Annotated in this window: 20 protein-coding genes; 5 read left to right on the top strand and 15 right to left on the bottom strand. The window is 40.7% G+C overall.

The features are described 5' to 3' along the window. Positions 1 to 8: 8 nt before the first annotated feature. Positions 9 to 716 (bottom strand): hypothetical protein, encoded by a 708-nt coding sequence (locus tag ACYQ3L_RS16210; RefSeq protein WP_379995193.1) that lies wholly within the window; start codon positions 714 to 716, stop codon positions 9 to 11. 665 nt (positions 717 to 1,381) lie between these two features. Between ACYQ3L_RS16210 and ACYQ3L_RS16205 the strand changes: the two genes are divergently transcribed. Further along, positions 1,382 to 2,458: an IS110 family RNA-guided transposase gene (locus tag ACYQ3L_RS16205; RefSeq protein WP_380002099.1), complete on the top strand. Its 1,077-nt coding sequence runs from the start codon at positions 1,382 to 1,384 to the stop codon at positions 2,456 to 2,458. Positions 2,459 to 3,364: 906 nt separating this feature from the next. Here ACYQ3L_RS16205 and ACYQ3L_RS16200 read toward each other — a convergent pair. Continuing rightward, complete coding sequence (locus ACYQ3L_RS16200) at positions 3,365 to 4,456, bottom strand: Gfo/Idh/MocA family protein (protein ID WP_380001154.1); 1,092 nt, start codon at positions 4,454 to 4,456, stop codon at positions 3,365 to 3,367. Between the two features lie 74 nt (positions 4,457 to 4,530). Next, entirely contained in the window at positions 4,531 to 4,995 is a 465-nt protein-coding gene (locus ACYQ3L_RS16195; RefSeq protein WP_380001156.1) for a hypothetical protein, read from the bottom strand. 478 nt (positions 4,996 to 5,473) lie between these two features. Between ACYQ3L_RS16195 and ACYQ3L_RS16190 the strand changes: the two genes are divergently transcribed. After that, complete coding sequence (locus tag ACYQ3L_RS16190; protein ID WP_380001158.1) at positions 5,474 to 6,613, top strand: ATP-binding protein; 1,140 nt, start codon at positions 5,474 to 5,476, stop codon at positions 6,611 to 6,613. Then, a complete protein-coding gene (locus ACYQ3L_RS16185) occupies positions 6,613 to 7,326 on the top strand; it encodes a DUF4276 family protein (protein WP_380001159.1) in 714 nt (237 codons plus the stop codon). The genes ACYQ3L_RS16190 and ACYQ3L_RS16185 overlap by 1 nt, the downstream gene beginning before the upstream one ends. 6 nt (positions 7,327 to 7,332) lie before the next feature. Here ACYQ3L_RS16185 and ACYQ3L_RS16180 read toward each other — a convergent pair whose 3' ends face one another. The 7 genes from ACYQ3L_RS16180 to ACYQ3L_RS16150 form a co-directional block, all read right to left on the bottom strand. Then, the gene (locus ACYQ3L_RS16180; protein WP_380001160.1) at positions 7,333 to 9,720 is read right to left on the bottom strand and encodes an FtsX-like permease family protein; all 2,388 of its coding nucleotides are present in this window, start codon (positions 9,718 to 9,720) and stop codon (positions 7,333 to 7,335) included. Positions 9,721 to 9,855: 135 nt separating this feature from the next. Then, on the bottom strand, positions 9,856 to 12,219 hold the full coding sequence (locus tag ACYQ3L_RS16175; protein WP_380001161.1) for an ABC transporter permease: 2,364 nt from the start codon (positions 12,217 to 12,219) through the stop codon (positions 9,856 to 9,858). 49 nt (positions 12,220 to 12,268) lie between these two features. Further along, positions 12,269 to 12,949, bottom strand: a complete 681-nt coding sequence (locus ACYQ3L_RS16170) for an ABC transporter ATP-binding protein (RefSeq protein ID WP_380001163.1) — start codon at positions 12,947 to 12,949, stop codon at positions 12,269 to 12,271. Positions 12,950 to 12,977: 28 nt separating this feature from the next. Then, positions 12,978 to 15,371: an ABC transporter permease gene (locus ACYQ3L_RS16165; RefSeq protein WP_380001165.1), complete on the bottom strand. Its 2,394-nt coding sequence runs from the start codon at positions 15,369 to 15,371 to the stop codon at positions 12,978 to 12,980. 4 nt (positions 15,372 to 15,375) lie between these two features. Beyond that, positions 15,376 to 17,706, bottom strand: coding sequence for an ABC transporter permease (locus tag ACYQ3L_RS16160; protein WP_380001167.1), 2,331 nt, complete (start codon positions 17,704 to 17,706; stop codon positions 15,376 to 15,378). Positions 17,707 to 17,713: 7 nt separating this feature from the next. Beyond that, complete coding sequence (locus tag ACYQ3L_RS16155; protein ID WP_380001169.1) at positions 17,714 to 18,964, bottom strand: efflux RND transporter periplasmic adaptor subunit; 1,251 nt, start codon at positions 18,962 to 18,964, stop codon at positions 17,714 to 17,716. Between the two features lie 78 nt (positions 18,965 to 19,042). Continuing rightward, a complete protein-coding gene (locus ACYQ3L_RS16150; protein ID WP_380001171.1) occupies positions 19,043 to 20,368 on the bottom strand; it encodes a TolC family protein in 1,326 nt (441 codons plus the stop codon). 405 nt (positions 20,369 to 20,773) lie between these two features. Between ACYQ3L_RS16150 and trhO the strand changes: the two genes are divergently transcribed. Then, complete coding sequence (gene trhO, locus ACYQ3L_RS16145) at positions 20,774 to 21,805, top strand: oxygen-dependent tRNA uridine(34) hydroxylase TrhO (RefSeq protein WP_380001173.1); 1,032 nt, start codon at positions 20,774 to 20,776, stop codon at positions 21,803 to 21,805. A 7-nt stretch (positions 21,806 to 21,812) separates the two neighbouring features. After that, positions 21,813 to 22,334, top strand: a complete 522-nt coding sequence (locus tag ACYQ3L_RS16140; protein WP_380001175.1) for an NUDIX hydrolase — start codon at positions 21,813 to 21,815, stop codon at positions 22,332 to 22,334. On the opposite strand, the gene ACYQ3L_RS16135 is transcribed toward ACYQ3L_RS16140, so the two are convergent. The 5 genes from ACYQ3L_RS16135 to ACYQ3L_RS16115 form a co-directional block, all read right to left on the bottom strand. Beyond that, entirely contained in the window at positions 22,318 to 22,956 is a 639-nt protein-coding gene (locus tag ACYQ3L_RS16135; protein WP_380001177.1) for an HAD family hydrolase, read from the bottom strand. The genes ACYQ3L_RS16140 and ACYQ3L_RS16135 overlap by 17 nt on opposite strands. Before the next feature lie 144 nt (positions 22,957 to 23,100). Next, positions 23,101 to 23,865, bottom strand: a complete 765-nt coding sequence (locus ACYQ3L_RS16130) for a porin family protein (RefSeq protein WP_380001179.1) — start codon at positions 23,863 to 23,865, stop codon at positions 23,101 to 23,103. An 11-nt stretch (positions 23,866 to 23,876) separates the two neighbouring features. Beyond that, positions 23,877 to 24,980 carry a PCMD domain-containing protein gene (locus ACYQ3L_RS16125; RefSeq protein WP_380001181.1) on the bottom strand — a complete coding sequence of 368 codons (1,104 nt, stop codon included), beginning with the start codon at positions 24,978 to 24,980 and terminating at the stop codon, positions 23,877 to 23,879. A gap of 165 nt (positions 24,981 to 25,145) precedes the next feature. Continuing rightward, positions 25,146 to 25,583, bottom strand: coding sequence for a hypothetical protein (locus tag ACYQ3L_RS16120; protein WP_380001183.1), 438 nt, complete (start codon positions 25,581 to 25,583; stop codon positions 25,146 to 25,148). 325 nt (positions 25,584 to 25,908) lie between these two features. Continuing rightward, a complete protein-coding gene (locus ACYQ3L_RS16115; RefSeq protein WP_380001185.1) occupies positions 25,909 to 26,256 on the bottom strand; it encodes a DUF3836 domain-containing protein in 348 nt (115 codons plus the stop codon). Positions 26,257 to 26,317: the final 61 nt, after the last annotated feature.

Here is a 26,317-nt window from a genome sequence, read left to right as displayed (position 1 = left end):
ACCAGAAATTAATCTGTTCTCGATGTATATCCCGGCGGCAGAAACGGATAGAGATTCTTCGGCTTGGGTTTTTCTAACGGGGCGACAGGTAATTGTATGACAGGCGGATGCTCTATAACTTGTTCCGTCTGCTCATGCCCGTTTTTCGTTTTTCTTTCTTCTCCTTTCACTTTGTTTTCCTCCTCCAGTTCCTTATCCACGGCCGCCACTACCTCCGGATTGAGCGAGCCGCCCGGACGGAAGCCATTCTCCTTTAATATCATCAGCTGACGCCGGGTTTCCTCGTCCTGTACTTCAATGACCAGCGGATGGCGCTCCGATGCCAGTAAACGGTCTTTGTCTTTCTTCCTTTCCTCACGGTCCAGCACGTACTTTATAGCACGGATGCTCGGCGGGCAGAATTTCTTTTCCACTACGCGGCATTTCACCATATCCTCCACCGGATTGTCCTTGTCAGGGACATAGGTGACCTTCTCTTTTTTCTGTACATAACCCTCTAACAATTGTTTCAGTCCGATACGTGCCGAGGCGACAAGCGTCTCTTCGCGGCGGGTAATGGCATCATCCACCGCGTCGTTGAAATCGGAACGGGTTTTCTTCCAGTCGTAGAAAGTCTTTGGATTGATATTAACGATCTTACAAATCTCGGAAATACCGAAAAGGTCTTGTTCCAGCATTTCAATGATACGTGTGGCGGTTTTGTTGGAATATTTCATAATGCTAAATGTTTGGCTCCTTTCGCCCTCTCCAAAGGGGAGGCGGCAAAGAGGCTGTCGTTTGTCAATATATTATTTATAAAAGCTGAAGGCTAATGACTGACAGCTTTATTCTATAGATAAATATTTTGAATTTTGATAAAGATTATATGTACTTCGTTGCGAGGGCTTTTATTATCAGGACTTTCTCTATATTATGCTTCAGGCTATAGAAAAAAATAACTGGGCAGCTATATTTTTTTTGTTTTTGTTAAATTACATAATTTTAATTGTATATTTATGACACAAGCCTTAAAAACAAAACTTAACTTTTACGCACCTGGATATTATAGTTAAAGATATTGATGATAAAGCCGGAGCGTCTGTCGCATCCTCCTGTAAAGAATGTACTGATAAATACAGGACAACATTAACTAATATAAGAAATAAATACTTGGGGTAACGGAAGAAATGATACATCTGCCTGAGGAGGAAACGATAATAAAAAAGGAGGATAAGGATGAAGAGACTATGGCGGAAGTTCCGGAAGATTTTTAATAAATAACATAAAAAGTTCCTATGTTTAAAATCGGAAGCGATGGCTGAGTAGAAAAAATAAGCTATATGTTTTTGGTTAATTTTAGTAATAGAGATTACTTACTTATTAACCTCAAAGAATATAGCTTATGAGACAAAGAAAGGAATTAGATTTCAAAGGACAAAATATCTATGTAGGGATAGATGTTCATTTGAAGAGTTGGTCGGTAACAGTTTTGTCGGAAACCTCTGTAATGAAGAAGTTTAGCCAAATACCAGAACCGGAAGCGTTGTATAAGTTTCTGGTCACGAATTATCCGGGAGCGGATTATCACTCGGTATACGAAGCGGGATTCTGTGGTTTTTGGATACATGAAAGATTGACAGGGTTAGGAATTGATAATATTGTTGTAAATCCGGCCGATGTTCCGACCAAAAGCAGTGAAAAGCTGCGTAAGACCGATTCCATAGACAGTGGAAAACTGGCGCGAAGCCTGCGGGCTAAAGAGCTGAAAGGCATCTACACGCCGGACAGTGTGTCATTGGAGATGCGTTCTTTGATAAGATTGAAAAACTCGATAACGAAAGACATGACCCGGCAGAAGAACCGCATCAAGTCACAGTTACGCTATCTGGGGATAGAGATTCCCGTAGAGTATCTGGAGCCGTACTCTAATTGGTCGAAGCGCTTCATCGTCTGGCTGAAGGAGGTACAGACACTCACATCTGTCGGCCGTCAGTCGCTTGACATCCGGATCAGGCATCTGGAGGAATTGCGCAGGCAGAAGCTGGAGATGACGCGGGCCTTGCGGGCTCTGGCCAGGACGGAACAGTTCCGCGAACCGCTACGGTTAATCATGACAGTTCCGGGTATCGGTCAGGCCACGGGTATGGTGTTCCTGTCGGAGATATGCGACATATCCCGTTTCAGGAATGCCGAACAACTGGCGGCTTATATCGGTATGATCCCCATGTGTCATTCAAGCGGAGAAAAAGATGGGACAGGAGATATTACCGTGCGCAAGCACGCTGCTATGCGCTGTAATCTGATTGAGGCCGCGTGGGTGGCAATCCGGCAAGATCCTGCAATGAACCTGATCTACACGCATAACTGCAAAAGGATGGCTCCAAGCAAAGCCATCGTAAAGGTGGCGCGTAAACTGGTTAACAGATTATTCTTCGTACTGAAACACAAAACAGAATATATCAATGGTATTGTGTCATAGAGAGAACTTCCTTCCGGTAGACGGATTTTCCGAGAGAGAATACTACATAATTGTTGCGGCTTTGAAGTCCGCTTAAAAAAGTTTGCTCCTCTCGCCTTTGTGAACTAATGCAGGAACTTGCGGCAGAGACTGACCGCTGTGGAAAGTCTGTTTACCGAAGGATTTAATATCGGGTTTTTTAAGCCATACGGACAGTATCGGTAACTTAAAAAGAGAGGCAGAAAACCGGCCTCCCAAGTAGCGTTACCGCGTACCGTCAGGATGTTTATTGCTGACAGGTTGCTCCCCAGCAGTGCCTGTTTCCTCTTAACATCCTGACATAAAGATATAAAACTGAAATTAATTAAAAATAATCATCCAATTTGTTTGGATTTTAACTGGAATATACAATTATGAAAGAATATCTATTATTAGAGATAAGTGGTGTGGTTATTTTTGCAATCTATGTTCTTGTTGTTATTTGGTTGATAAAAAGGATACTTAATAATAAATATATATCTTCTAACAGGAAAATAGTGTATATAGTCCTTACATGCATTAATCTTTTTCTGGGACTTCTATTTTACTACTTGGAAGCGAATAAAAGGTTGAGAGAAAGATATTCCGCCAAAGAGTAGAGAGTAGTTTTATATATACCGTACCCAAAAATGCTGTTTATAAAATCTAAGGATGATAAAAATATATCGCCGAAAAGAAAAAAAATCTATAAAATCCTTTTCTGCGTATTTCCTTTTTGCAGTGTTTTAATCTATGATATAGAAAAGAGAAAGAATGAAAATACTCCCGCTATTGCGCGATTTTAAAATTTAGATACAGGAAATTTAAAATTACCAACTGTAATAATATAAATGGAGTTATCTCTCCGGCTTTTGAGACAACTCCATTTTATTATTTTGGTTGGATGATCTACAATTTCACACTCCTGCCTGTCTTACTGCTTTCTATGGCCGCATTGAGTATCTCTACGACTATAAGGTTATTTTCCAGCGATGACAAATCGGTAGGCTTCACCTCTATTTCGCCACGTACGGCAGCTTTGAGGTAATAGAAAGAATCGTTGTACGGTGCAGCCAGTTTCTCGGCTACCATCTTATTTTCTTTCTTATCCGAATATACACGCATATCATTCGCGTTATCCTGGTATATATAGCCTTTATCGCCATAAATATGCATATCCTTGCGGCTCATCGGCCAGTTCCACGAAGCCATGATAACGACTGTGGCATCAGGATACTCAAGCATAATAGTGGCATCATCGTCCACTTTGGGATAAACCTGCGGTTTCAGATGCTGCAAGGTAGCGGATACGCTGACAGGCTTCCGGCCTCCCATCAACCATGTGCTCAGGTTTGCCCCATAGCAGCCGAAGTCAACAACAGCCCCGCCTCCATTGAGCACAGGATCGGTAAGCCAGCGGAGAAATTCAGGACCGCAACCTATTTCTACGGGTCCCTGATGTCCGTCATATACATTTATACGCGATATCCGGCCAATCAAATTTTCATTCTTAATCAGGTAGTAAGCTTTATGATTGGCGGCATACCATGTCGTTTCATAATTGGTCAGCACCATTATATTATGCCTGCGGGCCAGTTCGGCTATGCGTTTAGCCTGTTTAGTCGTGGTAGCGAGCGGTTTCTCTACCATTACATGTATGCCGCGCGGAGCACAGGCTTCTATTACACGCAGGTGGTCGTATATGCTTTCATATACGATAACGGCTTCGGGCTTGGTTTTATCCAGCATTTCGTCCAGATTCTCAAAGAATTTGCTTTTATCTACTTTTGCCCGTAATGTCTTATTGTTCCATAGGGAGGTGTCTTTTTCGGCAATGCCTACCACTTCGAAGTCACCCCTGTCGAGGCGGGAAAGGACTTCCCATAGGTGTCCGTGCGAAAGGCCTGCCACAGCAAGCCGGAGAGGTTTGTCATTTTGTGCCGATGCAACGGCAGATATAGCTGACAGAGCCATTATCAGAAGGATTTTAATTTTTCTCATGTGTATTTCCTTGTTAAATTAACGTTGTTCAAAGGTAAAAAAAATAATAAGTTCCGATCCTTCTCCCGTAGCTTTTATTCCGAAGAAAATGCATCTTTTTCACCGTTCATATACCTTTCATACCTCTTCTGCCACTCACTTAATGGATAATCCTGCCCGGACGGCTGATGCAGAACCGATATATCTCCCGATCTCTTATCCACATAGAAGATATAAACCGTATCGAAACGACCTTCACTGCTAAGACCTACGTTTACCGTATAGCGCTGTTCCGTATTATTTGCGGGGTCTATGAATGCCGTCGCACCCTGTTTGCCGGACGTTTCTTTTTCCAGATATTCCGAATATTTCTTCACTTCCGGAATATCGAGTATCCTGCTCAACAGCGAATCTCTCAGCTCTACAGGAACAGAGTCTGTTTTCACTTTGAGACTATCATGGGTATAGTCGAATACAGCACTTCTTTCAGGCTGTTTATTTGTGCAGGAAGATGCAAGCAGGAAGGAAACGATAAATGACAAGGCGATAATATTTTTCATTTTATTGTTTTGAAAAAAATATAATAAATATTATGAAGTGTTCAGTGTTCATCCCGACACTCAATTATATCTGTTTTTCTGTAGAATGAATGTAAAAGCAAACCCTTCTTGTTCTTATAAAACAAAGCAGGTATGTATCTTGTTTTGTACCTGCCTGTTATTTATGTCAGTCAGTAGTTTCCTGCCATGCGCGATCAAATGTTGCTTGTAATTCTCCAAAGGAACCAAAAACGCTTCAGTACCCCCGTTTCAAAGACCGGCCCTTAACGGACAAAAAGACAAAACGCAGGCAGGGAAAAAGCTCTCTCCACAGATTGTGTAAGCCGGATCACCGGCTAAGTTAAAACTCCTTCCTGTTTTTTTTCGTCTTTTCATCCTACGTCGTAATAAGATTTACCGATTACTGAAAAAAAGCGTATATTTGAGTCTGTAACAGCAAATATATACTTATTCGTAATACCCTAAACTTATTACTTGAATGATACTAAGTGCTTTAAAATATACCCGCTATGTAGGAGAACCCCGCGAATGGAGCATTGTGGGGAATGACGGCGATTATGCTTATTTCAACAATATAAACTTACTGGTAGGCAAAAATGCTTCGGGCAAGAGCCGCACATTGAATGTCATTCGTGAAATTGCGGACTTACTATCGGGCAGGATAGATTTGAAATATGCAATCAGTCCGTCCGAATTGTTCGAACTGGTATTTACCAATGGCAATAATGATAAATACAAATATTCTTTGACCTTTAAGGACAGAATAGTTTCGGATGAGGTATTGACAATCAATAATAAAGTATTACTGAACAGGTCAAAAAAGATACTGTTAAACCCTCAGGGAGAAAATATTCCGTTCGAAGTTGCCGGTTTCGAAATCGCCATAGCGCAGTGCGATGCCGAAGGCAAACCCTATTTCGCGAACCTTGTATCATGGGGTGAATCATTAAAGAATTATCTGTTTGCCAATCAGTTGGAAAAGAATCGCCTGGTAAAAGATTATACCCAAATAGACGGGGACGACCATGACATAGACGACCCGGATGTACTCATATACACATTCTACAAGGGGCGGGAGCTTTTTGGTGAAACGTTTATATCGGAAGTTAAAGCCGGTATGCAGGAATTGGGTTATTCAATCACAAATATAGATATAAAGGAAACCCGTGGCGGCTTTGGTATCTTTATTGAAGAAGACGGGGAATATACCATCTCGCAGCGCGAGATGTCGCAGGGAATGTTCCGTGCCTTATCTTTATTTATTATGTTGAGTTATGCCCGGCTGAGCGATATTTCCCTTTGCCTGCTTATCGATGATATGGGCGAAGGCCTTGACTTCGAAAGTTCGAAGAAGATGATGGATCTGGTTATAAAGAAAGTCAACAAATCGAATATGCAGTTCTTTATGACATCCAACGACAGGCAGGTTATGAACCAGATACCCCTTCGCTACTGGTCTGTGATAGGGCGGGAGAGTAGTAAATCTATATTTTACGATTATACCAATTCGAAAGATACGTTCGACGATTTTAAATACACAGGACTGAATAACTTTGATTTTCTTGCCACGGACTTTTTCAAAAAAGGCTTTGGTGTTATAGATGAAGATAACGATTGATGAAACGGATTGCTTTTTTTGTTGAAGGACAGACCGAGCAGATTTTCGTGAATCGCTTGATAAAGGAAATTCTGGGAACTCAACAGATAAATATTATACAGAAACAGTTTCGCGGAGGAGTGAATATACCGAAAGTAGAGATTGTGCGGAACTCTTCATTTTCGCGTAATCCGAAATATGAAGTACTCATTTTCGACTGTGGCTCGGACAACCGTGTGAAATCTGAAATACTGGACAATATAGAGACTTTACGAAAAAACGGTTATGAAATGATCATTGGCCTACGCGACCTGTACCCGTTGCCGATAGACGATCTGGAAAAACTGGAAAAAGGGTTGCGGTTTCTTCCCAATAAATTGAAAAATGATGCTCAGTATTTTGACGTCATTATAGCCGTACACGAAATAGAAGCGTGGTTCCTGGCCGAGACGAACCATTTCAGGAAAATAGACAAACGGCTGACAGGGCGCTTTATAAAAGATAAGCTGGGATTCGATCCCTATGCTTCCGATCCGCAAGCAAGGGAGCATCCGGCCAAAGACCTTGATAATATCTATCGCCTTGTAGGCAAGTCGTATACCAAGAAATACAATGCTACTACACGTGTGGTCAACAAGCTGGATTTTAATAATATACGATTCAATCTCCGCTATGATGTCAGTCCTTTGGACCGCCTGTTGAAAGCGATAGAGAATTTCAAAGGGAAGAAGTGATTATTATTAATCCCCTTTTAATGATTTTGCAGGATTGATACGGGCTGCCCTAAGGCTTTGCCAGCTGATAGCGAGGAAAGAAACCAGAAAAACCGATACTCCCGCAAGGACAAACATCCACCAGTAGATGGTTGTCTTATATGCGAAGTTTTCGAGCCACTTGTCCATGACATACCATGCAACGGGCATCGCTATGATAAAGGATAAAAATATCCAGCGCAACAGTCCCAAATTGAGCATAAAGACGATCTCGCTGTTGGTAGCGCCATTTACTTTGCGGATACTGATTTCCTTCATACGGTTCTTTATCATAAAGGCCATGAATATAATCAGTCCGAGGATAGTGATAATGAAAGATAGTATGGAGAAGAACAGAACGACCTTCTCAGCGTTCAGTTCGTTCTCATATAGGGATTTGTAAGAGTCGGACAAGAATTTGTAGTTGATCGGATAATCAGGATTTAATGTGGCCCATACAGAGTTCAGGGTAGATAAAGCCTGTTCGTTCCTGCCGGGAGCAATGCGGATGATGAAGCAATTCATAAACATATTGCGTTGGAGTATAACCATAGGGATGGCATCTTCATAGACATTGGTATATGTGAAGTCTTCAACTACTCCGCAGATTATTCCTGTAGGGAAATAGTCGAGAGAGTTGTGGACTATGCCGACCTCTTTTCCGATAGCTTCTTCAAAAGATGAGAAACCTAATTGGCCAAGTGCTTTTCTGTTGACGATAATATTGTCTTTGTGGGATGATTTAAAGCCTTCTTCATACATCTTCCTTTGCTGAAGGTTTTCTTCTTCCGCATATGATAACCGGAGAGGAGGAAACAGTGTTCCGGCCGCAGGTTTTATATCGAGAGTCTGCATAAAGTCTTCACCGACTACCAGTACGGGTATATATACCGGTTCTTTCCCTTGTGTGGTTATGGCAATCATATCGCGGACAGCGATTCCCGGTAGTTGCATAGCGGCTGTAACCGATTCTATTTCGCTATGTTTGAGGAGCTCGTCCCGAAAGGCTGTATAGTTTTTTATGACCTCGTACGGTTGTTCTTCAAATACAAGTATACTGTCATTGTTGCCTGCAACCTGAGTGTTGCGGATAAGGGCCATCTGGTTATTGATACCGATACCTACAATGATAATGAACAGGACGATACTATACTGCACTATAAGCATGTATTTTACATTGGATATAGAAAAACGGGATTGCTGCAAGTCTGTCTGTTCATTCAGAAAGATGGTTGCCGACATATTGATAAGTATAGGCAATAGAGATACAAAGATGGTGAAAAGGATAAAAAGAAGGGCTATGATGATTGTTTCGCTCAAAGATAATGCGGAGAATGAGATGGAAAAATAGCTGCCGATGAATACCGACAGTAATTTCCCTGCTAATATGGAGATAACGCCTAAGAGTAGCGAAACCCATATCTCGTCTTTTATTACAGCCGAAGAGGAGGCTCCGTTCATTCTCAGCAACTGGTAATACCGCTTATTGTAAGAGAAGATTACACTGGAATTGAGCCACAGATTGAACAGGACGATTATAAGAAGAAGAAGGTTTACGCCTGCTATCAGGTAAACATAGTATATGTTGCCGTTGGTTTCCATTTCGCGCAGTAAATGGCTATGCAAATGGATGTCGGTCATCGGCATCAGACTGATTACGGCATTCTCGTTATCCGGGTTTTGTGATTTGAAATTGGCAGTCAGCCTGCTTTGAATGTCAGTGAGGTCATAACCGTCTTTCAACAACAGGTATGTATAGTAGAAAGAATTGTCGAAATCGTCTTTATGGATAATAATATCACTATGGAAGTGGGTATTTTCGGGCATGTTCTTAAATACTCCACTTATAAAGCGGACAGTAGATTCGATTCGTCTGCTGCTCAATTCTATTTTTTCGCCGATTACATCCGTCCTGCCAAAGAGTTGGTGTGCGAGGCATTCGCTGATGATGACACTTTCGGGGGAACTGAATGCTTCTTTGCTGTTGCCCTCTATTAACGGGATGTCGAGGATATTCAATAAGTTCTCACTGGCGAAGAAGAGGTTGTTTAATACTTGTTTGTTGCCATTATGGTTTAGTATTGCCGTGTTTACCAGCTCCAATTTGAACTCGTCTTCTATCTCGGGTATGTTTTGCCATATTTGTTTTGCAGAAATACCATAAATACGCCCGTCGGCTGTATTGTTGTCATATGAAAGAGTCATGCGGGCTATCCGGTGAGCATTGCTGTAAAACTTATCGTAGCTAAGTTCGCGCTTGATGTATGTATAGGAAACCAGTATACAGGCAAATATGAGGGTTAGTCCCAGCAGATTTATAATACGGAGACTTTTACTTTTCAGGAAGCGGCGGAGTATAAACGGTATATGGTACATAAAGAGTTCTTTAACTTATTGATTTAACATGAATTGCAGAAGGAGCAAAAGGCTAAAAACATGGAAAGAAAGAAAAAGAGTGTGCCTGCTTCTAAATCCTTAATACTCCTCCACAATTATTTATGGAAACTAATGCTATTCATTTTGTATGGCGTCTACAGGGTTCATATTGGCTGCTTTCCATGTCTGATAACAGACTGTAAGCATTGCGATGATGAAAGACAAAGCTCCGGCTCCCAGAAATACCCATATGCTCAATGATGTTTTTACTACAAAGCCATCCAGCCAACGGGCTACAAAGTAATACGAGACAGGGCAGGCTATCAGGAACGAGATGATTATCCATATTATAGTGTCCTTGTTTAATAATGCAAGAAGGTCGAGAACCGTAGCCCCGTTTATTTTGCGGATGCCTATTTCCTTTATCCTTCTCTGTGTAGAGTAGAATATCATCGCGTATAGCCCCATGACTGTAATTATCAGCGTGATAACCAAAGCATAGCTTAATACATTACGGGCGCTCATCTCAGAAGCATACTGAGCCTCATATGTTGTGTCCAGATAATGATATTCGAAAGGTACATTCGGTAACATTTGCTTCCATTTCTTTTCTATGGTTCTTATTGCTCTTTGAGGGTCTCCGGCGATCTTGAAGAATATCGGGTTGTGGTCGTCCCTCGATAAATTGAGATACATCTGAGCATCAGGTTCCTGATATAACGATTTTACATATGAATCGCGTATTACACCTTTCACAACATACTCCTTCCCTTCGTTTTCACTAAGTTTTCCTCCTATGGATATTATCTGGAACGATTTACCGACAGGATCTTTAAGCCCCAGTAACTGAACAGCCCGTTCATTTAGCACACAGAACCGCGAACTCGCCGCACTTTCCTGATATAAAGGATTTTCACCGGCTATAAATTCCATCCTGAAGAAGTCGAAATAATTGGGCGATACTTCCGACAGGTCAAGTAATATCTGTTCTCCGTTCTCTACATTCTTACCACCGATTCCGTTGCCCATTTCGAGAGGCAGATCATATTGTTTCATCGCCACATCCATGATAGACGGGTCTTGTACCAGTTCTTCACGCAGGGCTTTATAATCGCGGCCAAAGTCTCTCCAGCCATTCATGTAAACGATGTTTTTGTTGTCGAAGCCCAAGTCCTGATCCAGTATCTGATCTATTTGCTTAGCAAAGAAAAGGACTATGATGAGCAGACAGATAGATGTGGTGAACTGGATGATTATAAGTATCTTTTGGAACACAGACATCCTCTTGCCACGGAATTTTCCTCTGAGGGTTTCTATAACTCCGAATTTAGTCATTTGGAATGCGGGAAATGAACCGGCCATAAGGATTGTTATAATGAACAGGGAAACAGTAAAGATATATAATCCGGGTGAGAAGAAATCCAGAACCACATTGGACCGTGTATAATTATTGAAAACGGGAAGAGCCACCGTTGTAAGTAATATACCCAAAAAGATGGCAATCAGGATATATATGGCAGTCTCTTTATAAAAATCCACTATAAGAAGCTTTTTGCCGGCGCCAAGGGATTTTTTGATTCCAATGGTTTTTGCCCTGATAAAAGAAGTGGAGATGAAAAGGTTTGTAAAATTGATGCAGGCTATAATAAGGATTGCTATCGCCACGCCTATAAAAGTATTTAACAGCCCCTTATTCCCTTTTACTGCACTGTCGAAGCCTGCACTCGTTTTGCTGAAATGTATTTCTTTGAGAGGCTCCAGGTCTACCGAAAAATTTGCATCACGAATGAATGTTGATATTCCGCGCTTATTAATCTGCGTCACCTTATTCTCGATTGAGTGAATATCTGTACCGGGCAAAAGGATAAAATAGGTATCGTAATTGAAACTGCTCTCCCATTGCCAATCCTTGAAAAAGGAGAATAACGGAAAAACAACATCTGCCTGTATATGCGAATTCTTAGGCATATCGTACATGATTGCCGATACTGTAAACGTCCATCCGTGAAACCGTACCGTTTTACCCATAGGATTTTCGTTCGGAAAATATTTCCTTGCTGCAGATTCTGTGAAAATAACATTGTCCGGAGCTGAAAAGGCAGTCTTTATATCCCCTTCTTTCAACGGAAAGGTAAAGAATGAAAAGAAGTTGTGGTCGGTAATAATATTTCTTACATTAAAATATGTAATTTGATCTATCTCTATTCCGTTATTTTCGATCACCACACGGCACATCTGTTCTATTTCAGGAATTTCAGCTGCCGCCAGTTCCCCGAGTGGCTTAAATGCTGTAGCTGCTCTGACCGGCTTACTGCTATACCGAAAGTTTTGCACTACCCGGTACATTCTTTCTCCGTTCTTATGGAAATTGTCGAAGGACAATTCATTGATAGCCCAAAGACCGACTGTGACGGAAACCATGATGCCGAGGCTTAATCCGCAAATATTAAGTGTACCCACGGTTTTCTGTTTCCTGAAATTCCTGAAAAATTGTTTCATAAGTATATTACTTCATTAATTCATAGGGGAGCAAGTCCATATGGGGATATTACATTATGCTTTCCACCTCGGTGACGATCTGCCCGTCAAAGAGGTTCACTATACGGTGAGCAAATGACGCATCGTGCTGGGAGTGAGTTACCATGACGATAGTTGCACCTTCCCTGTTAAGTTCTGTGAGCAGGTCCATCACATCCTTTCCGTTTTTAGAATCCAGATTTCCGGTCGGCTCATCGGCCAGTATCAGCTTAGGATTAGCTATTACGGCACGTGCTATGGCAACACGTTGTTGCTGACCTCCTGATAGCTGGTTGGGGAAATGGCCTGCCCTGTGGCTGATGCTCATCCTGCGGAGAGTGTCTTCTACCCGTTTTTTGCGTTCCGATGCTTTTACTTTCAGATAGGTGAGGGGGAGCTCCACATTTTCGAAGACGGTCATTTCTTCAATCAGGTTGAAACTCTGGAATACAAACCCGATATTTCCTTTGCGGGTCTGTGTGCGTTCTTTTTCTTTCAGGTTACCGACTTCGTTGGTGTCGAGCAGGTAATGACCGGATGTAGGATTATCCAGCAGTCCCAGAATATTCAGCAGGGTAGATTTACCGCAGCCCGAAGGTCCCATAATAGCAATAAACTCGCCTTTGTTGACATGCATGGATATACCGTTCAGAGCGATTGTCTCCACTTCTTCGGTACGGAATACTTTCTTTAAATCATTGATCTGTATCATAACTTTAAATATTAAATTATTTTTTATTTTATTCGTTTTTTAATGAATCGACAGGATTAACCGTTGCTGCCCGCCAGCTTTGCCAGCTGACTGTCAGTATAATGATAAGTAGTATAGGGATACCGGCTAAAACAAATCCCCACCATTCTAAAGGAGTTTTGTAAGTGAAATTTTCCAGCCAGCGATTTAAAATGCAATGACTGACAGGAATGGATATGATAAAGCATATAATGAAAATCAAAAGGTAATTCTTATTGAAAAGAATCAGTATCTCGAATTCATCGGAGCCCAGGATCTTTCGCACACCTATTTCCTTACGCTTGTATTCACATTCAAACATGGCTATACCAAATACCCCGACAATGGATATGATAACAGCCAGCATGCTGAATATGCTTATGGTGGCTTCCGTACTTATTTCCTGTTTATACAAATTATTGAATACCTGGTCATAAAATTCTATTTTGACCGGGTATGCCGGATCGAATTCCGAAATGGTTTTCTCAATATATGATACAGCCTGCCTTATATCCGCGCCGGCTTTTATACGTATATACGAATATGGTTGTAAATTGCCGTCATTGAAAACAAAAGCCATATCTTCCGACCGGTTGCGCAGCGACCTGAATTTTACGTCGTCTATCACACCCAGTACCCGTCCGTCGTTATTTTGTCTGTGAGTCCTGCTCCATTCCACATCTATAATTTCACCCGGTTTTATATCATATTTTTTTTGCAGGTTGCTGTTTATAATATACGACACAACAGAATCATTTTTCACTGATTCATCCGGCATACGTCCTTCTTTGACTTTTATATTCATTACATCAAGGAAATTCCATGATACGGACAGTGAATAAAAACCAATACTTTCATCTTTATATTTCGCGCCCCATGAACGGTAATTATCCGAAGCTCCGAACTTCTGATGGGAGAAAGCCACGTCTATTATAACGGGATTGTCTTTCAACGCGGCCGTAAAAGAGTTTTTATCTTTCCATGCAATGCTTTGTGGCAGTTCGACAACAGCTATATTTTCTGTGTTATAACCGAGTGCATATTTTTGCATAAATAGATTTTGTTTATAGACAAAGAATGAAGTTATGATGAGTACAATAGATGCCAGGAACTGAAATCCGATCAATATAGTCCGCAGTTTCCTGCCCGAAGGCGATAGACCGAAATTTCCTTTCAGGGCTAATGCCGGGGAATAGGATGTCATATAATAAGCGGGACGTATGCCCGCAATGATTCCGGCTACAACAGCAATCAGTCCTGTCATAACAGTCGGAAAAATATTCTTTGCGGGATTTATACCGGCATGAATAAAAGGTAACGCATTGCTTTTATCCAGGATGACAATAACAACTATAGCCAGAAGAAATGAGATGAAACTCATGATGATACCCTCCGAAATAATACCCAACCGGAGGTATGTATTGGTACTTCCCAGTATTTTCCTCGTGTTTATACTACGCATACGCATCGGGGACAACGCCATATTGAAGTTCGTATAATTAATAATGGCTATGACTATAATGATGATGCCAATAGTAATCAGCAACAGGGGTGTGGTTTCACTCCCGCTTTTCACGAACTTGCCTGAAGGATCACTGTTTTGAAAATAAACAGCCGGGAGTGGAGTCAGCTTTATCCCTGTTTCATTATCTTCATTGAAAGTCTTGGTAAAATCGAAATTCTTATTGAAATTATCAGCTATTTCCTGCGGGGATACATTATTGTCGAGCAGGATGTAGCAGAAATAGTTAGAACTGCCCCAGTCGCTTATTGCATAATTTTCTGCTATTGCTGTATAAATACAATTTTTCAGTTGAGTATTATCGGGGAAATCTTCGAATACACCGCCTATAATCAGGAATCCTTTATCCTGTTTCGACCATAAACTTCCGGTCAGGTTGAGTTGTTTACCTACCGCCTGTTTATCACCAAACATTTTACGGGCTATGCTCTTCGGAATCATTACATTTTCGGGGTTTTTCAGGCAATCGGCCTGCCCTTCGAGCATCTTGAAGTCGAACATCTTTACTATACCTGTATTGCAGGTAGTAAAAGCTTCTTTAAATCCTCTCTGTATATTCCCTTCATCGACAGTAACGTAGAATTCGTCTATATAAGGATTAATAAGCGTACCGGCGATAATATGCGGTGAAGACGCTATTACGGCAGCCGTAAATGGGCGTGAATGAATCGGCCAGTCTTCGCCTGTCCTGAAGTTGGTACCTTCCACCCTGTATATCCTGCCCGCATTGGAATGGCACTTCTCGAAACTATACTCGAAATCTACCTGAATGGCAATGATAAGGAATGCGGCAAAGGCGGCGGTCAGTCCGAGTATATTAAGGATACCCGACACTCTGAATTTCTTGATTGTGTAAATAAAATTACTGAATATGGCTTTCATCTTTTCATTCTGTCTTTAATGCTTCTATGGGATTCCTGGATAATACCCTGATACTAACCAACGATGTGACTGAAATAGCTATAATATATTGAATCAGTATGGGAAATAGAAAAATACTCCAACCGAGAGTTGTACGGTTCGTGTAATTATTGAGCCACTCGGTAGTGAAATAGTACACTATAGGCATAGCTATCGCTCCGGCGATACAAATCCATATTATAATATCACGTGTAAGCAGTGTGAAAATGTTTTCTACACTGGCTCCGTTCACTCTCCTTATACCGATCTCTTTTATACGGCGCATAGTGCTGTAGAGATGCATGGCCACCAATCCCAACATAGCAATAAATATAGATAAGAATGAGCTTATCATTATAACTTTTCCCTGAGTCTTGATGGTATCGAATTTAGCCTTATATATATCTTCGCTCCACATCGGGTTAAGATAAAAATCGGGATCAAATTTTCTGAGAGTATTTACTGTTACTTCCTGAGCAGTTCTTCTGCTCACATGCTCATCATACTTTATATAAAGAAGTCCTGCTCCTCTTACACGGGTCAGCACTATAGGTGCTATACTATTGGCCGGACTGTCATAATAAAAATCTTTCACGACACCTATAATTTCACTGGTACCTTTGTAGTAAACTTGTTTTCCAACAACGGGATAAGTAAGTCCCAGCATTTTTATAGCGGCTTCGTTTAATACGATCTGGCGGATGCTGTCAGGGGTTTCTTCTTTATAAAACTCCCCTTCCTGCAGCTTAAATTCCATTAATTCGCACAATCCGCTCATAATTCTGTATTCGTTTATTGAAAGCCCTTTTTCTTTGCTTTCCAATAATGCGATCAGTTGCCCGCTACATCCTTCGCCAATGATATGATGGCCTCCGCTTACCATTTTTATTTCAGGTAAACTGAGTAATTCCTGTTTTACTGCATCATAACTCTTGGATATATCCTTTGTAACCAGTGCGCACATTACGCCATCCGGATTATAGCCTAACGGTATATTTTGGAGGTAAGCAGTCTGTTTATTGATAATCAGAATGAACGAAATAAGTACAATTGTTATAACAGACTGGAAGATTACAACAATAGTATTCAATCTGCGTTTCGAAAATTTAATACGTTTACCCAGAATGTCCAGTGGATTGTAACGGCTCAAATAAAATGCAGGATAAAATGCAGACAGTACGACAGTAATAATAAAGAGAGCTATAATACATACTATAAATGCAGGATTCAGCAACTGCATCAGGTCTATATCCTTTTTTATCAGATCGGCAAAGTAAGGCGTGCAGACGACAGCCAGAATGAATCCGGCGGCAAACGCAACGAAGACAATAAGCGATACTTCCCTGAAAAATTGCCCGATAATATCCTGTACACGTGCACCATTCGTCTTGCGTATTCCGATTTCATTCATACGTGTTTCTCCTTGTGCCATAAACAGGTTTATAAAGTTTGTTATAGCCAAAACCAGTATAAAGAGGGTCAATCCCGATAACAACCACATAAAAGTCGTACTGCTGCGTTTCCAAAGACGGCTATCGGCCAGAGAATGCATGTATATATCAGTGACATTCTGTGTCATGCCATAGGCTTTTGCTCCGAAGTTAGCAGCCCAGGGTTTCATCAGGGTAGCATATTCCTTTTCAATGGATGCCGTAACATTTGCCATCGGAATATCAGCTTTTATAAGATAATATGTATTGAATTCCAGTCCTTTATAATAATCTTCCATGTATTGAGGAATTTTTCCCATTACATCAAAGGTGAAATGAGTGTTTTTTGGAAATTCTTCGACTACTGCCGAAATGGTAACATCTTCTCCGTCGATCTTCAAGGTTTTCCCCATGGCATTGCTTGCGCTCCCAAATATAACTTCGGCTTTTTGACGGGTGATGACAAATGAGTTCATATCGTTTAGGGCAGTCTGAGGCGTACCTTCTACAAACTTTAAAGAAAATACCTTGAAAAAATCAGGATCAGCAAAAATAAGCCTTAAATTCTGGAAATGTTCGAGGTTATTTATAGCTTCAGTATTCCCGGCATCATATATTTGAGTGGCGGCTTCTATTCCCGGAACTTTTGCCGGAAGTTCAGTATAAGCAGTGCGTAGTGTTATGCCGTTTTTACGTATATTGCCATTATCGTCTACTATGGTTACCAGATTCACTATCCGCTCATTATTTACAAGATGTTTATCATAACTCCATTCATTTATAATAAAAAGAATCAGCATGATGGAAGTAGCCAGCCCGATAGCCAGTCCTGTTATATTCACCCACAGAAAAAGCCGGGTACGCTTGTAAGACCTTAATATATTCATAGTATTTCTATTTTAGTATCAGTTCCTGTATATCTCCATAGCTATCGTATGCAGACGTAATCACTTTTTCGCCCGGCTCCAGTCCGCTGGTTACCTCGTAATAGTTCGGGTTCTGGCGGCCTATCGTTATTTTACGCCTTACGGCCTTGCTTCCGTCCGGTACAACAACGAATATCCATTGCCCACCGGTAGTCTGATAAAACGGGCCGCGCGGTATTAATATAGCTTCGGCAGGTTGCCCCAATTGGAGATTTATATAGTATGTCTGTCCGGCGCGGATATTATCGGGGCGCTCTCCTTCGAATACAAAATCGGTTTTAAATTGTTTATCCCGTACTTCCGGATATACTTTCCTTACACGCAGGGCAAAGTCTTTATTCTGACGTTCGAATGTGGCGTCCAATCCGGCTTTTACCCTATCTATATAGTGCTCGTCGATCATCGCTTCTACCTTATAATCGGATAATACGCTGATTTGGCCTATACGTTCACCGGAAGCGACTGTTTGTCCTATCTCGACATCCAGTACACCCAATTGTCCGTCGACAGGGGCTTTCACATTCAGATTATCCACCCGTTGACGTACCAGTACCAGATTCTTACGGATATTGTGCAAACTTTCTTCCATCTGGTCTACCTGGATACCCCGGTATAAGGAATCCTGTTTCTGGCGCTCAACAACCAATACCCGTCCGTCTACTGCAAATTCGTAATCTTCTTTGGCCTGCAGGTATTCTTCTTTAGAAGTCAGCTTTTCAGAATATAGTTGCTTATACTGTTCATATTTTCTCTTCTTGCGTTCCACGTCCACATCCAGTTGCAGTTTCTCTTTTTTCAGGCTGAGTCTTTCCTGCTCCATAGACACCTGCGTATTACGAAGAAAGTTTTGCTTTTCGGCCAGTTGTGCTTCGCTATCGAGTATGTTGAGGCTTAACATCGGGTTCGTCAGCCGGATTATAATATCTCCTTTGCGTACTTCCGAACCCTCTTCTATCAGCTTCTCTGCTACCATACCGCCTTCTATTGCGCTGAGGAAGATTGTATTGATGGGCTGTACCTGTCCGGGAATGCGGACATAATCGTTGAACATGCCTTTCGTCGATTCCTGTATGGTAACCTTGTCTTTTTCGATATTCAGCTTTGAGGCATGATTACCGAATATATACCAACCGGTAAGCCCAAGTAAAAAGATACCTCCGGCAATGAAAGGGATATGCTTTTTCTGTATTCCTTTTTTCTTTTCTATTTTAATATCCATATGATTTATTATTTCAAGATTTCAAGATTTGGCTCCGTTTATAATTTAATTCAAAATACACATATTCAATTATTTACATTATTCTGTGATGAATGGAGCGCCTTTGTAATAATCTACCAAACGATGCTTTATTTCGTATTTCAGACGTGCGTTCAGTTCATCTACTTTTGCCTGTAGCAGACGATTGGAACTGGTATGCAGTTCTATTGCATTTATCAATCCTTCGGTAAATTTCCGTTGATTTACATTGTGTGCGACAGTCATGGCATCAGTTTGTTTTTTTGCCTGATAAAACTCGTCGGCCAGCCCGTTCATATCGGCAACCGCCTGCTCTACCTCGCTATATAGTGTACGCAACGTTTCGTCCCGTTCGTTACGTGCTATGACGGTTTGAGCCTTGCTTCTTTTTACTTGTGCAGAACGTGAGAATCCTGAGAATATAGGGATAGAAAGGGAAAATCCTATGTAATGCCCGCGCTTGTCTCTTATCTGGTCTTTGAATGAAGAGTATTCACTGCCGTCCATATAACGGGAAAAGTTAGTAGAAATGCCGGCTTCCATAGACAGAGTGGGAGAGAAGCTCCCTTTCGCCGACTTGTATGCCAGTTGCTGTGCCTGAAACGCGGATTCGGCCGCCATCGCTTTCGGATTGACTGACTTTGCATTTTCAAAAATGGAGACTGCTGTTTCCTGAGTCTTCGTTATCAATTCGTCCGAGACGATATTGCTTATCTCGATATCGTCTTCGATGGGGAAATTCATTTTTTCCTTTAATACGATAATGCCTATTACCAAAAGATTTTTCTGGCGTGTAAGGTTATAATTATCGGCTGCTTCTTTGGCTACAAGTTCGGCTACATCTGCCGCGCCTTTCATTCCCAGTTCTTCCATCCGTTTGATTTGCCCCACATTAGCAGCACTTTCTTCAAGCTGTTGTTCAGCCAGTTTTACCATATCCATATAATATGCTACATTGATAAATGCTTCCATGGTTTCGTAAGCTATTACATCTTTAGTCTGCTGTAATTGCTGTTTACCCATCAGTTTGTTCACCTTCTGCATTTTCATCTTATTAATATTCGAAAAACCATCGAATAAAACAAGTGACGAGTAAAGACTATAATTGTTACTGAAAGAGTTGATATCGGTGTATGTGTTTGTTTCAGAATCCAGCCCACGTCCGAAATTGAATGAAGCATTGGTATTTGCGCTCAGAGATGGTATAAGTTTGCCTACAGCTTCCAGGAAGTTCTGGTGGTAGATGCTGTTTTGAGCGTCTTGCTTATTTTTCTTCGGGCTGTTCTCTATTGCATAGCGCATACACTCTTCCAGTGTCCACTTTTTTTTCTGGGCATTGGCTGTAAAGCCGATCAGGAATGCGATAATAAAGATTATATATTTCATAGTTTTATTTACATTTTTAATATTTAAAGAGCGAAAGTCGTGCCAGAATGTATAATAAACTGTTGTATAGGTGTTTATGTATTTTGGTGAATGGTAAAAGTGTAAAATAATTTTACAGTGTTTGTCAAATTTTATTACAATAGATCAATATTCCTTCATCTATGTTGTATAAATACTATTGATATAGAAAATTGGTACTGTTAGCTGTATCCTGTATATCTTTGTCTTTTTATTTGTAATTATTCTAAATTAAGTAAATGATGATAATTGTTGTCGCCTTTGTCATTTTGAACGAAGTGAAAAATCTCTTGTATAAAAGGAATGAGATGCTTCGTTACCTCAGCATGACAAACGAGAATATATGACATTATATTCTTTTATTATTTACTCAATACTTTATATAAAATGCAATTATATAATACATTAAGCGCAGAAGAAAGAGCCAGACTTATTGATGATGCCGGACTTCAACGATTGACTTTGTCTTTCTATGCATACGCGCATATACAAAATCCGCAAGAGTTCAGAGACGAATTGTTTGTCCGTTGGAATGAATTAGATGTCCTCGGGCGTATCTATGTGGCTAAGGAAGGTATCAATGCCCAGTTGTCATTACCGGCAGCTAATATGGAAGCCTTTAAAGATTTTCTGGATACATATCCATTTATGAAAGGAATACGGCTGAATGTAGCTGTGGAACATGATAACAAATCTTTTCTGAAACTCAAGATAAAAGTAAGGGATAAAATTGTGGCCGACGGATTGAATGATGAGACTTTCGACCCCACTGATATAGGCATACACTTAAAGGCAAAAGATTTTAACAGCATGATGGATGATCCGGATACTATAGTAATAGATATGCGAAACCATTATGAAAGCGAAATAGGACATTTCACGGGAGCCATAACTCCGGATGTGGATACGTTCCGCGATTCACTGCCCATTATACACGAGCAGTTGAAAGACTATAAAGACAATAAAAAGCTGTTGATGTATTGTACAGGCGGTATTCGTTGCGAGAAAGCCAGTGCGTACTTCAAACATCAGGGATTCAGGAACGTTTATCAGCTCGAAGGCGGTATTATCGAATATACCCGTCAGATAAAAGCAGAAGGGCTGGAATCTAAGTTTACAGGCAAGAACTTTGTATTCGATAACCGTCTGGGGGAACGTATCACAGAAGATATAATCGCTCATTGCCATCAGTGTGGAAGACCGTGCGATACACATACCAACTGTAAGAATGACGGATGCCATCTGCTGTTCATACAATGTGATGAATGTGCGGAAAAAATGAAAGGCTGCTGCTCTGATGATTGTAAGGATATTGTATCTTTGCCAGATGAACAGCAAAAGGTGATACGAAAGGGTGTCAGGAACGGCACAATGATTTTCAAGAAAGGACGTTCGGAAAGCCTTTTGTTTAAAGACTGATATGATTATGCCGGAAGAAATTTTTCCGCTTGTTGACGAAACAGGCAATATAATCGGACAGGCGCCACGCAGTGTTTGTCACGATGGTTCGAAACTTTTACACCCTGTTATTCATTTGCATATATTCAATTCGGAAGGGGATTTGTATCTGCAAAAGCGTTCCGCGACAAAAGACGTACAGCCCGACAAGTGGGATTCGTCCGTTGCCGGACATATCGATCTGGATGAAATGCCGGAGCTGGCAGCCTGCCGCGAAGCCGGAGAAGAATTAGGCCTTTCGGGTATAGAGCCGCATTTTATCACAAAATATATTATAGAAACAGATCGGGAGCGCGAATTAAGTTATTGTTTCTATGCGGTATATAATGGTGGCTTTGTATTAAACAGGGATGAACTGGCGGACGGACGCTTCTGGAAGATAGAAGAAATCCAGTCCAATCTGGGTAAAGATGTTTTTACGACAAATTTTGAACTGGATTTTATTAAGTTTCTGAACAAGGGGCTGGCCGGAATCAGTTCAGATATTTGATAATTTGCTGCATATCAGTAAAATCCGGTATCACATTCTCGGTTCTTTCTACCAGGACTTCGCGCGGTATGGTGGTCGACAGGCCGATTACTTTCATTCCCGCATCCTGACCTGCCCGTATGCCATGCAGTGAGTCCTCAAAGACAATACATTCAGCCGGAGAAGAATTCAGGTCTTGAGCAGCTAGTTTGTAGCACATCGGATTAGGCTTGCCTTCGGTAATACGCGCGGCAGTGACTACCACATCGAAAGTATCGGATAATTGAAGAATATCAAGCGCCCTTTTCATTTTGAAGTCCTGGGAGCTGGTTACTATACCTGTTTTATAGTTATTATCTTTCAGGTACCTGATAAAGTCCATCACACCATCGACCAGCGGAAAATCCATATTGAGTTCAAAATCTTCCAGTTCTTTGGCTATTTTGGTTTGTTCTTCCCCGGGCAAATGGCTGAAATACTTTTTCAGTATATCCGGTGAGGTCGTACCTTTCACCTGTAAGGCAAAATTTTCTATACCCAGATTATATCTTTCTCCCAGGTCTTCAATATGGATATCATATTGAGGTTCGGTATCAGCAATAACTCCGTCGAAATCGAAAAGAACCGTTGAAATTTTAGTCATGTCTATATTGTTATTTTTACGCTGCAAAGGTAAGACTTTATATTTTGATAAGCAACCTGAGTGAAGTCAGGTGTATGCGTCATAATATAAAAGATATGGCTTCGGCTGGAAGTCATATCTCTGTATATCAATATTATAACGTTATTATTTCAATCTGTATGTGATGCCTATTGTCCCATAGATATTGTGCATCTTGAATTCGATAGGATTTGTTCCCGAATAAAAATAAGGAACCAGCCCCCATGTAAGGCTTCCGTAAAATCCCACACGGTTTGTTAGCCGGAATTCACCTCCGCCTAATATACCGAAATCATAGTCGCGGGTGTCGTCGCTAAAGTCGAATGTGGCTCCCTCTCCATCTATTTCCTGTCTTTGTCCCACGGGTGTATCTATGCGCATATATCCGTCGTAGACTTTCCCGTTGAACCTGGAAGAGAGTGTCCTCGCGGCATATATACCCAGGCGTGCTTGCCATCTGTTGTTGAAATTATATGTCCCATAGATAGGTATGGTAAGGTAGGTCATATCTACGTTTGTCATATTCTTTCCTACAAAATAGCCGCTAAGGCGACTGCCATCTTCCGTAAGGACAACGCTTGTTTTCATGTATTTCACTTCGTCCCTTACTCTCATCCCTTTCCAGTCGAGAGTTGCTCCTGTTCCTACACCCCATTTGTCATCGAGGCTGTATACAACGTTGAAGCCCAATTGCGGATTAAATTTCGGATTATAACTTTCAATTTTCCTCACTTCGGCCGGTAGAGGGAGCGGGGCTGTACCTCCGATATTAAAACCGAGCAGGAATGATAAGTCGAGAGGCTTCTTGTCCTGTATCTGTGCGGACAAACTTGCCGAAAACAAAGAGACAACGACCAATGTTAATACAATATTATAAAAATTCGGTTTCATACTCTTCCAATTTAAAAACTTTCGGTTAATATTTCCAGTTCATCAACAATCAATGTACTGCCTATCGCTCCCTCATATAGATTTCCATCCTGACTCGAAGATAAGACGATCGTCAGCTTATAATTGTTCTTCGTGAAATCGAAATTTTCTTTATATACGAACGGGATGGTGAATTTGTAGAAACCTTTATTTACTTCTTCATCGGTAATAGAGCTCGTTTCTCTACTCCATTCGGCCCTGGCTATAACTTTATCCGAGGTCGAGACCGTTTCACCATTCAGATATTCAGTGTGTCCGGAAGAGTTCTTGCTAACTTTAAATATAACAGCATATATACTGCATTCATCTACCCTTCCGGCGACAGGATTACCGTCTTTATCAGTAAATACGTCTCCCGGAGTGTATTTATAATATCCGGTGAAGGTGACGGGTTTACCGTTTGTTTCCGAATACATACGCCCCAGTTTAAGTGATAGCAGAGGATTAGTGATGTTTGCGCTAAATTCGCCTAAGAACAGCGATCCGGCAAAGATAGGTATATTCTGACCGGTTATGGAAATATACAGGCCCTTAATGGTTTGCAATCTGGCTGCATAGGTCCCCGCATAAGAGTCTGTTGTTTTCTCTGTCGGATAAGGGTTTGCATTCACAACTATAGCAACGCCGGAGTTGCCGGTACTCCATGCATTATGATTGGACAACAATATGGGGTATTTACGTCCGCTTACCCCCGCTTCTCCCCAGTCTTCAAAGTCATATTTCAGATCAATATTAGATGTCACTGTAATGGTATATTCTTTCGAATAATTACCGTCTTCCGATGTAACCTTATATTTTTGTCCTTCTGTGAAGTCCATAGCTACTCCCGATGCGGGGGAAACTGTCGCACCCGGGGAAAGTTCTATTACCGGAGCTAGATTAGTTATATCGGCTTTGCCGGTCACAAATATATTGATTTCGTTGTTCGCTTCGGATATGATACTCGAAATAAAAGTATCTCCTTCTACTTTTATATCTGTGATGTCGGCTTCTCTGTTCAGAGGTTCATCCTGGATACAGGAATTCAAAGTCAGGGCAATGACGATGCAGAGGGCTAATAACGATTTAGATCTCATATATTTCGATTAAATAATAGAATGTAAAGGTAAAGAATTCCTTTAACATTTTGCCTAATATCTGAATTATAAGCTGTAATCGTCTCTCTTTTCTGCAAAAAAACAAGAGCTTTCCTGATATTTTATCAGGAAAGCTCTTGTTTTCCGGAATAAAATCTCCTGCACCTATTTGTTCATTGTAAGCAGATTAAAGTCCTTGGTGTCGATAGTTATCTGCCTTACTATTACACCTTTATTTCCATACGAATGCGCTATGCACTGCGATTTTCCGGCCCACACATTCTGTCCCTGAATCCATTTTGTACAGATTATATTGGCAATTTTCCCATCGGCGGTATATTCATATTTGTATTTTTGGACAGGAATCCATTTTGCACCATACTCTGAAATGTAGCTCATTCTTTCTATCAGCCTGTCGGCCGGATCGTATAGATATACAATCTTTGAGACTGCTTTTGTCCGTTGATACTGAATGGACTCTTTAGTCGTGTATCCATTGCCATCTTTACTGATTTTTGTATCTCTTCCGGCATTACTTTGGGAAAAAAGGCTTGCCGATAGAAATAAGAATGCTATTATTAAAGTTAAAACTTTTGCCTTCATAATCGTTTTTTATTAAACTAAATTTATACTGATTGAAAATCTTTATAAGCGCTTTCTATGTATATGACGAGAATGGCAGAAAAAAGTTACAGAAATTCAGATATAAAAAACAATTTTCCACTTATTATTCTGGTTGACAAGCTATTTATTGCATTTTAGAAAAAGATATCCCTTATTGAATCGTGTATAACAAAAAAAACCGCCCTTTTCTATAAAAAGAGCGGCGTCATATAATTCACTTTAGCTATTCGGGAATAATTCTAAACTTTAAATTATTCAAAGAGTCTTTGTCTTAAGTATTTATATATGTAGTGTGTAAAGTTTTTTATTTTTCAGCCCAATCGTTAGACTTCTTGTCCCACTTGATCATTGTCGGCGCCTGAGCCTGATTCTCCGCATTGTAGGTATATTCATACTTTTGGATACCGGTCCATCCTTTTTCGCCCATCCATTCATAAGTGGCTTTCTCTATCATGCGGTTAGCGGCATCATAGACATAAGTAGTCTTCGTCAGTGGAGCATTTGTATTTTTGTCACAAAAAATAAATTCTTTTACACAACCTTCTTCTGTTTGTTCAACATTAGTAAATTTAATAGTTTCCGGTGTGCCTGCATAAATATTTGCAGAGAAGAACAAAATAGCTAATAACGAAAATAAAGTTTTTGCTTTCATGATTCAAAATTAATTTAGTACTGCAAAGATATATTGTTTTCTGATATATTGGAAAGAAAAA

The sequence above is a fragment of the Dysgonomonas termitidis genome (assembly GCF_054657735.1).
This window is presented reverse-complemented; position numbering and strand designations above follow the sequence as displayed.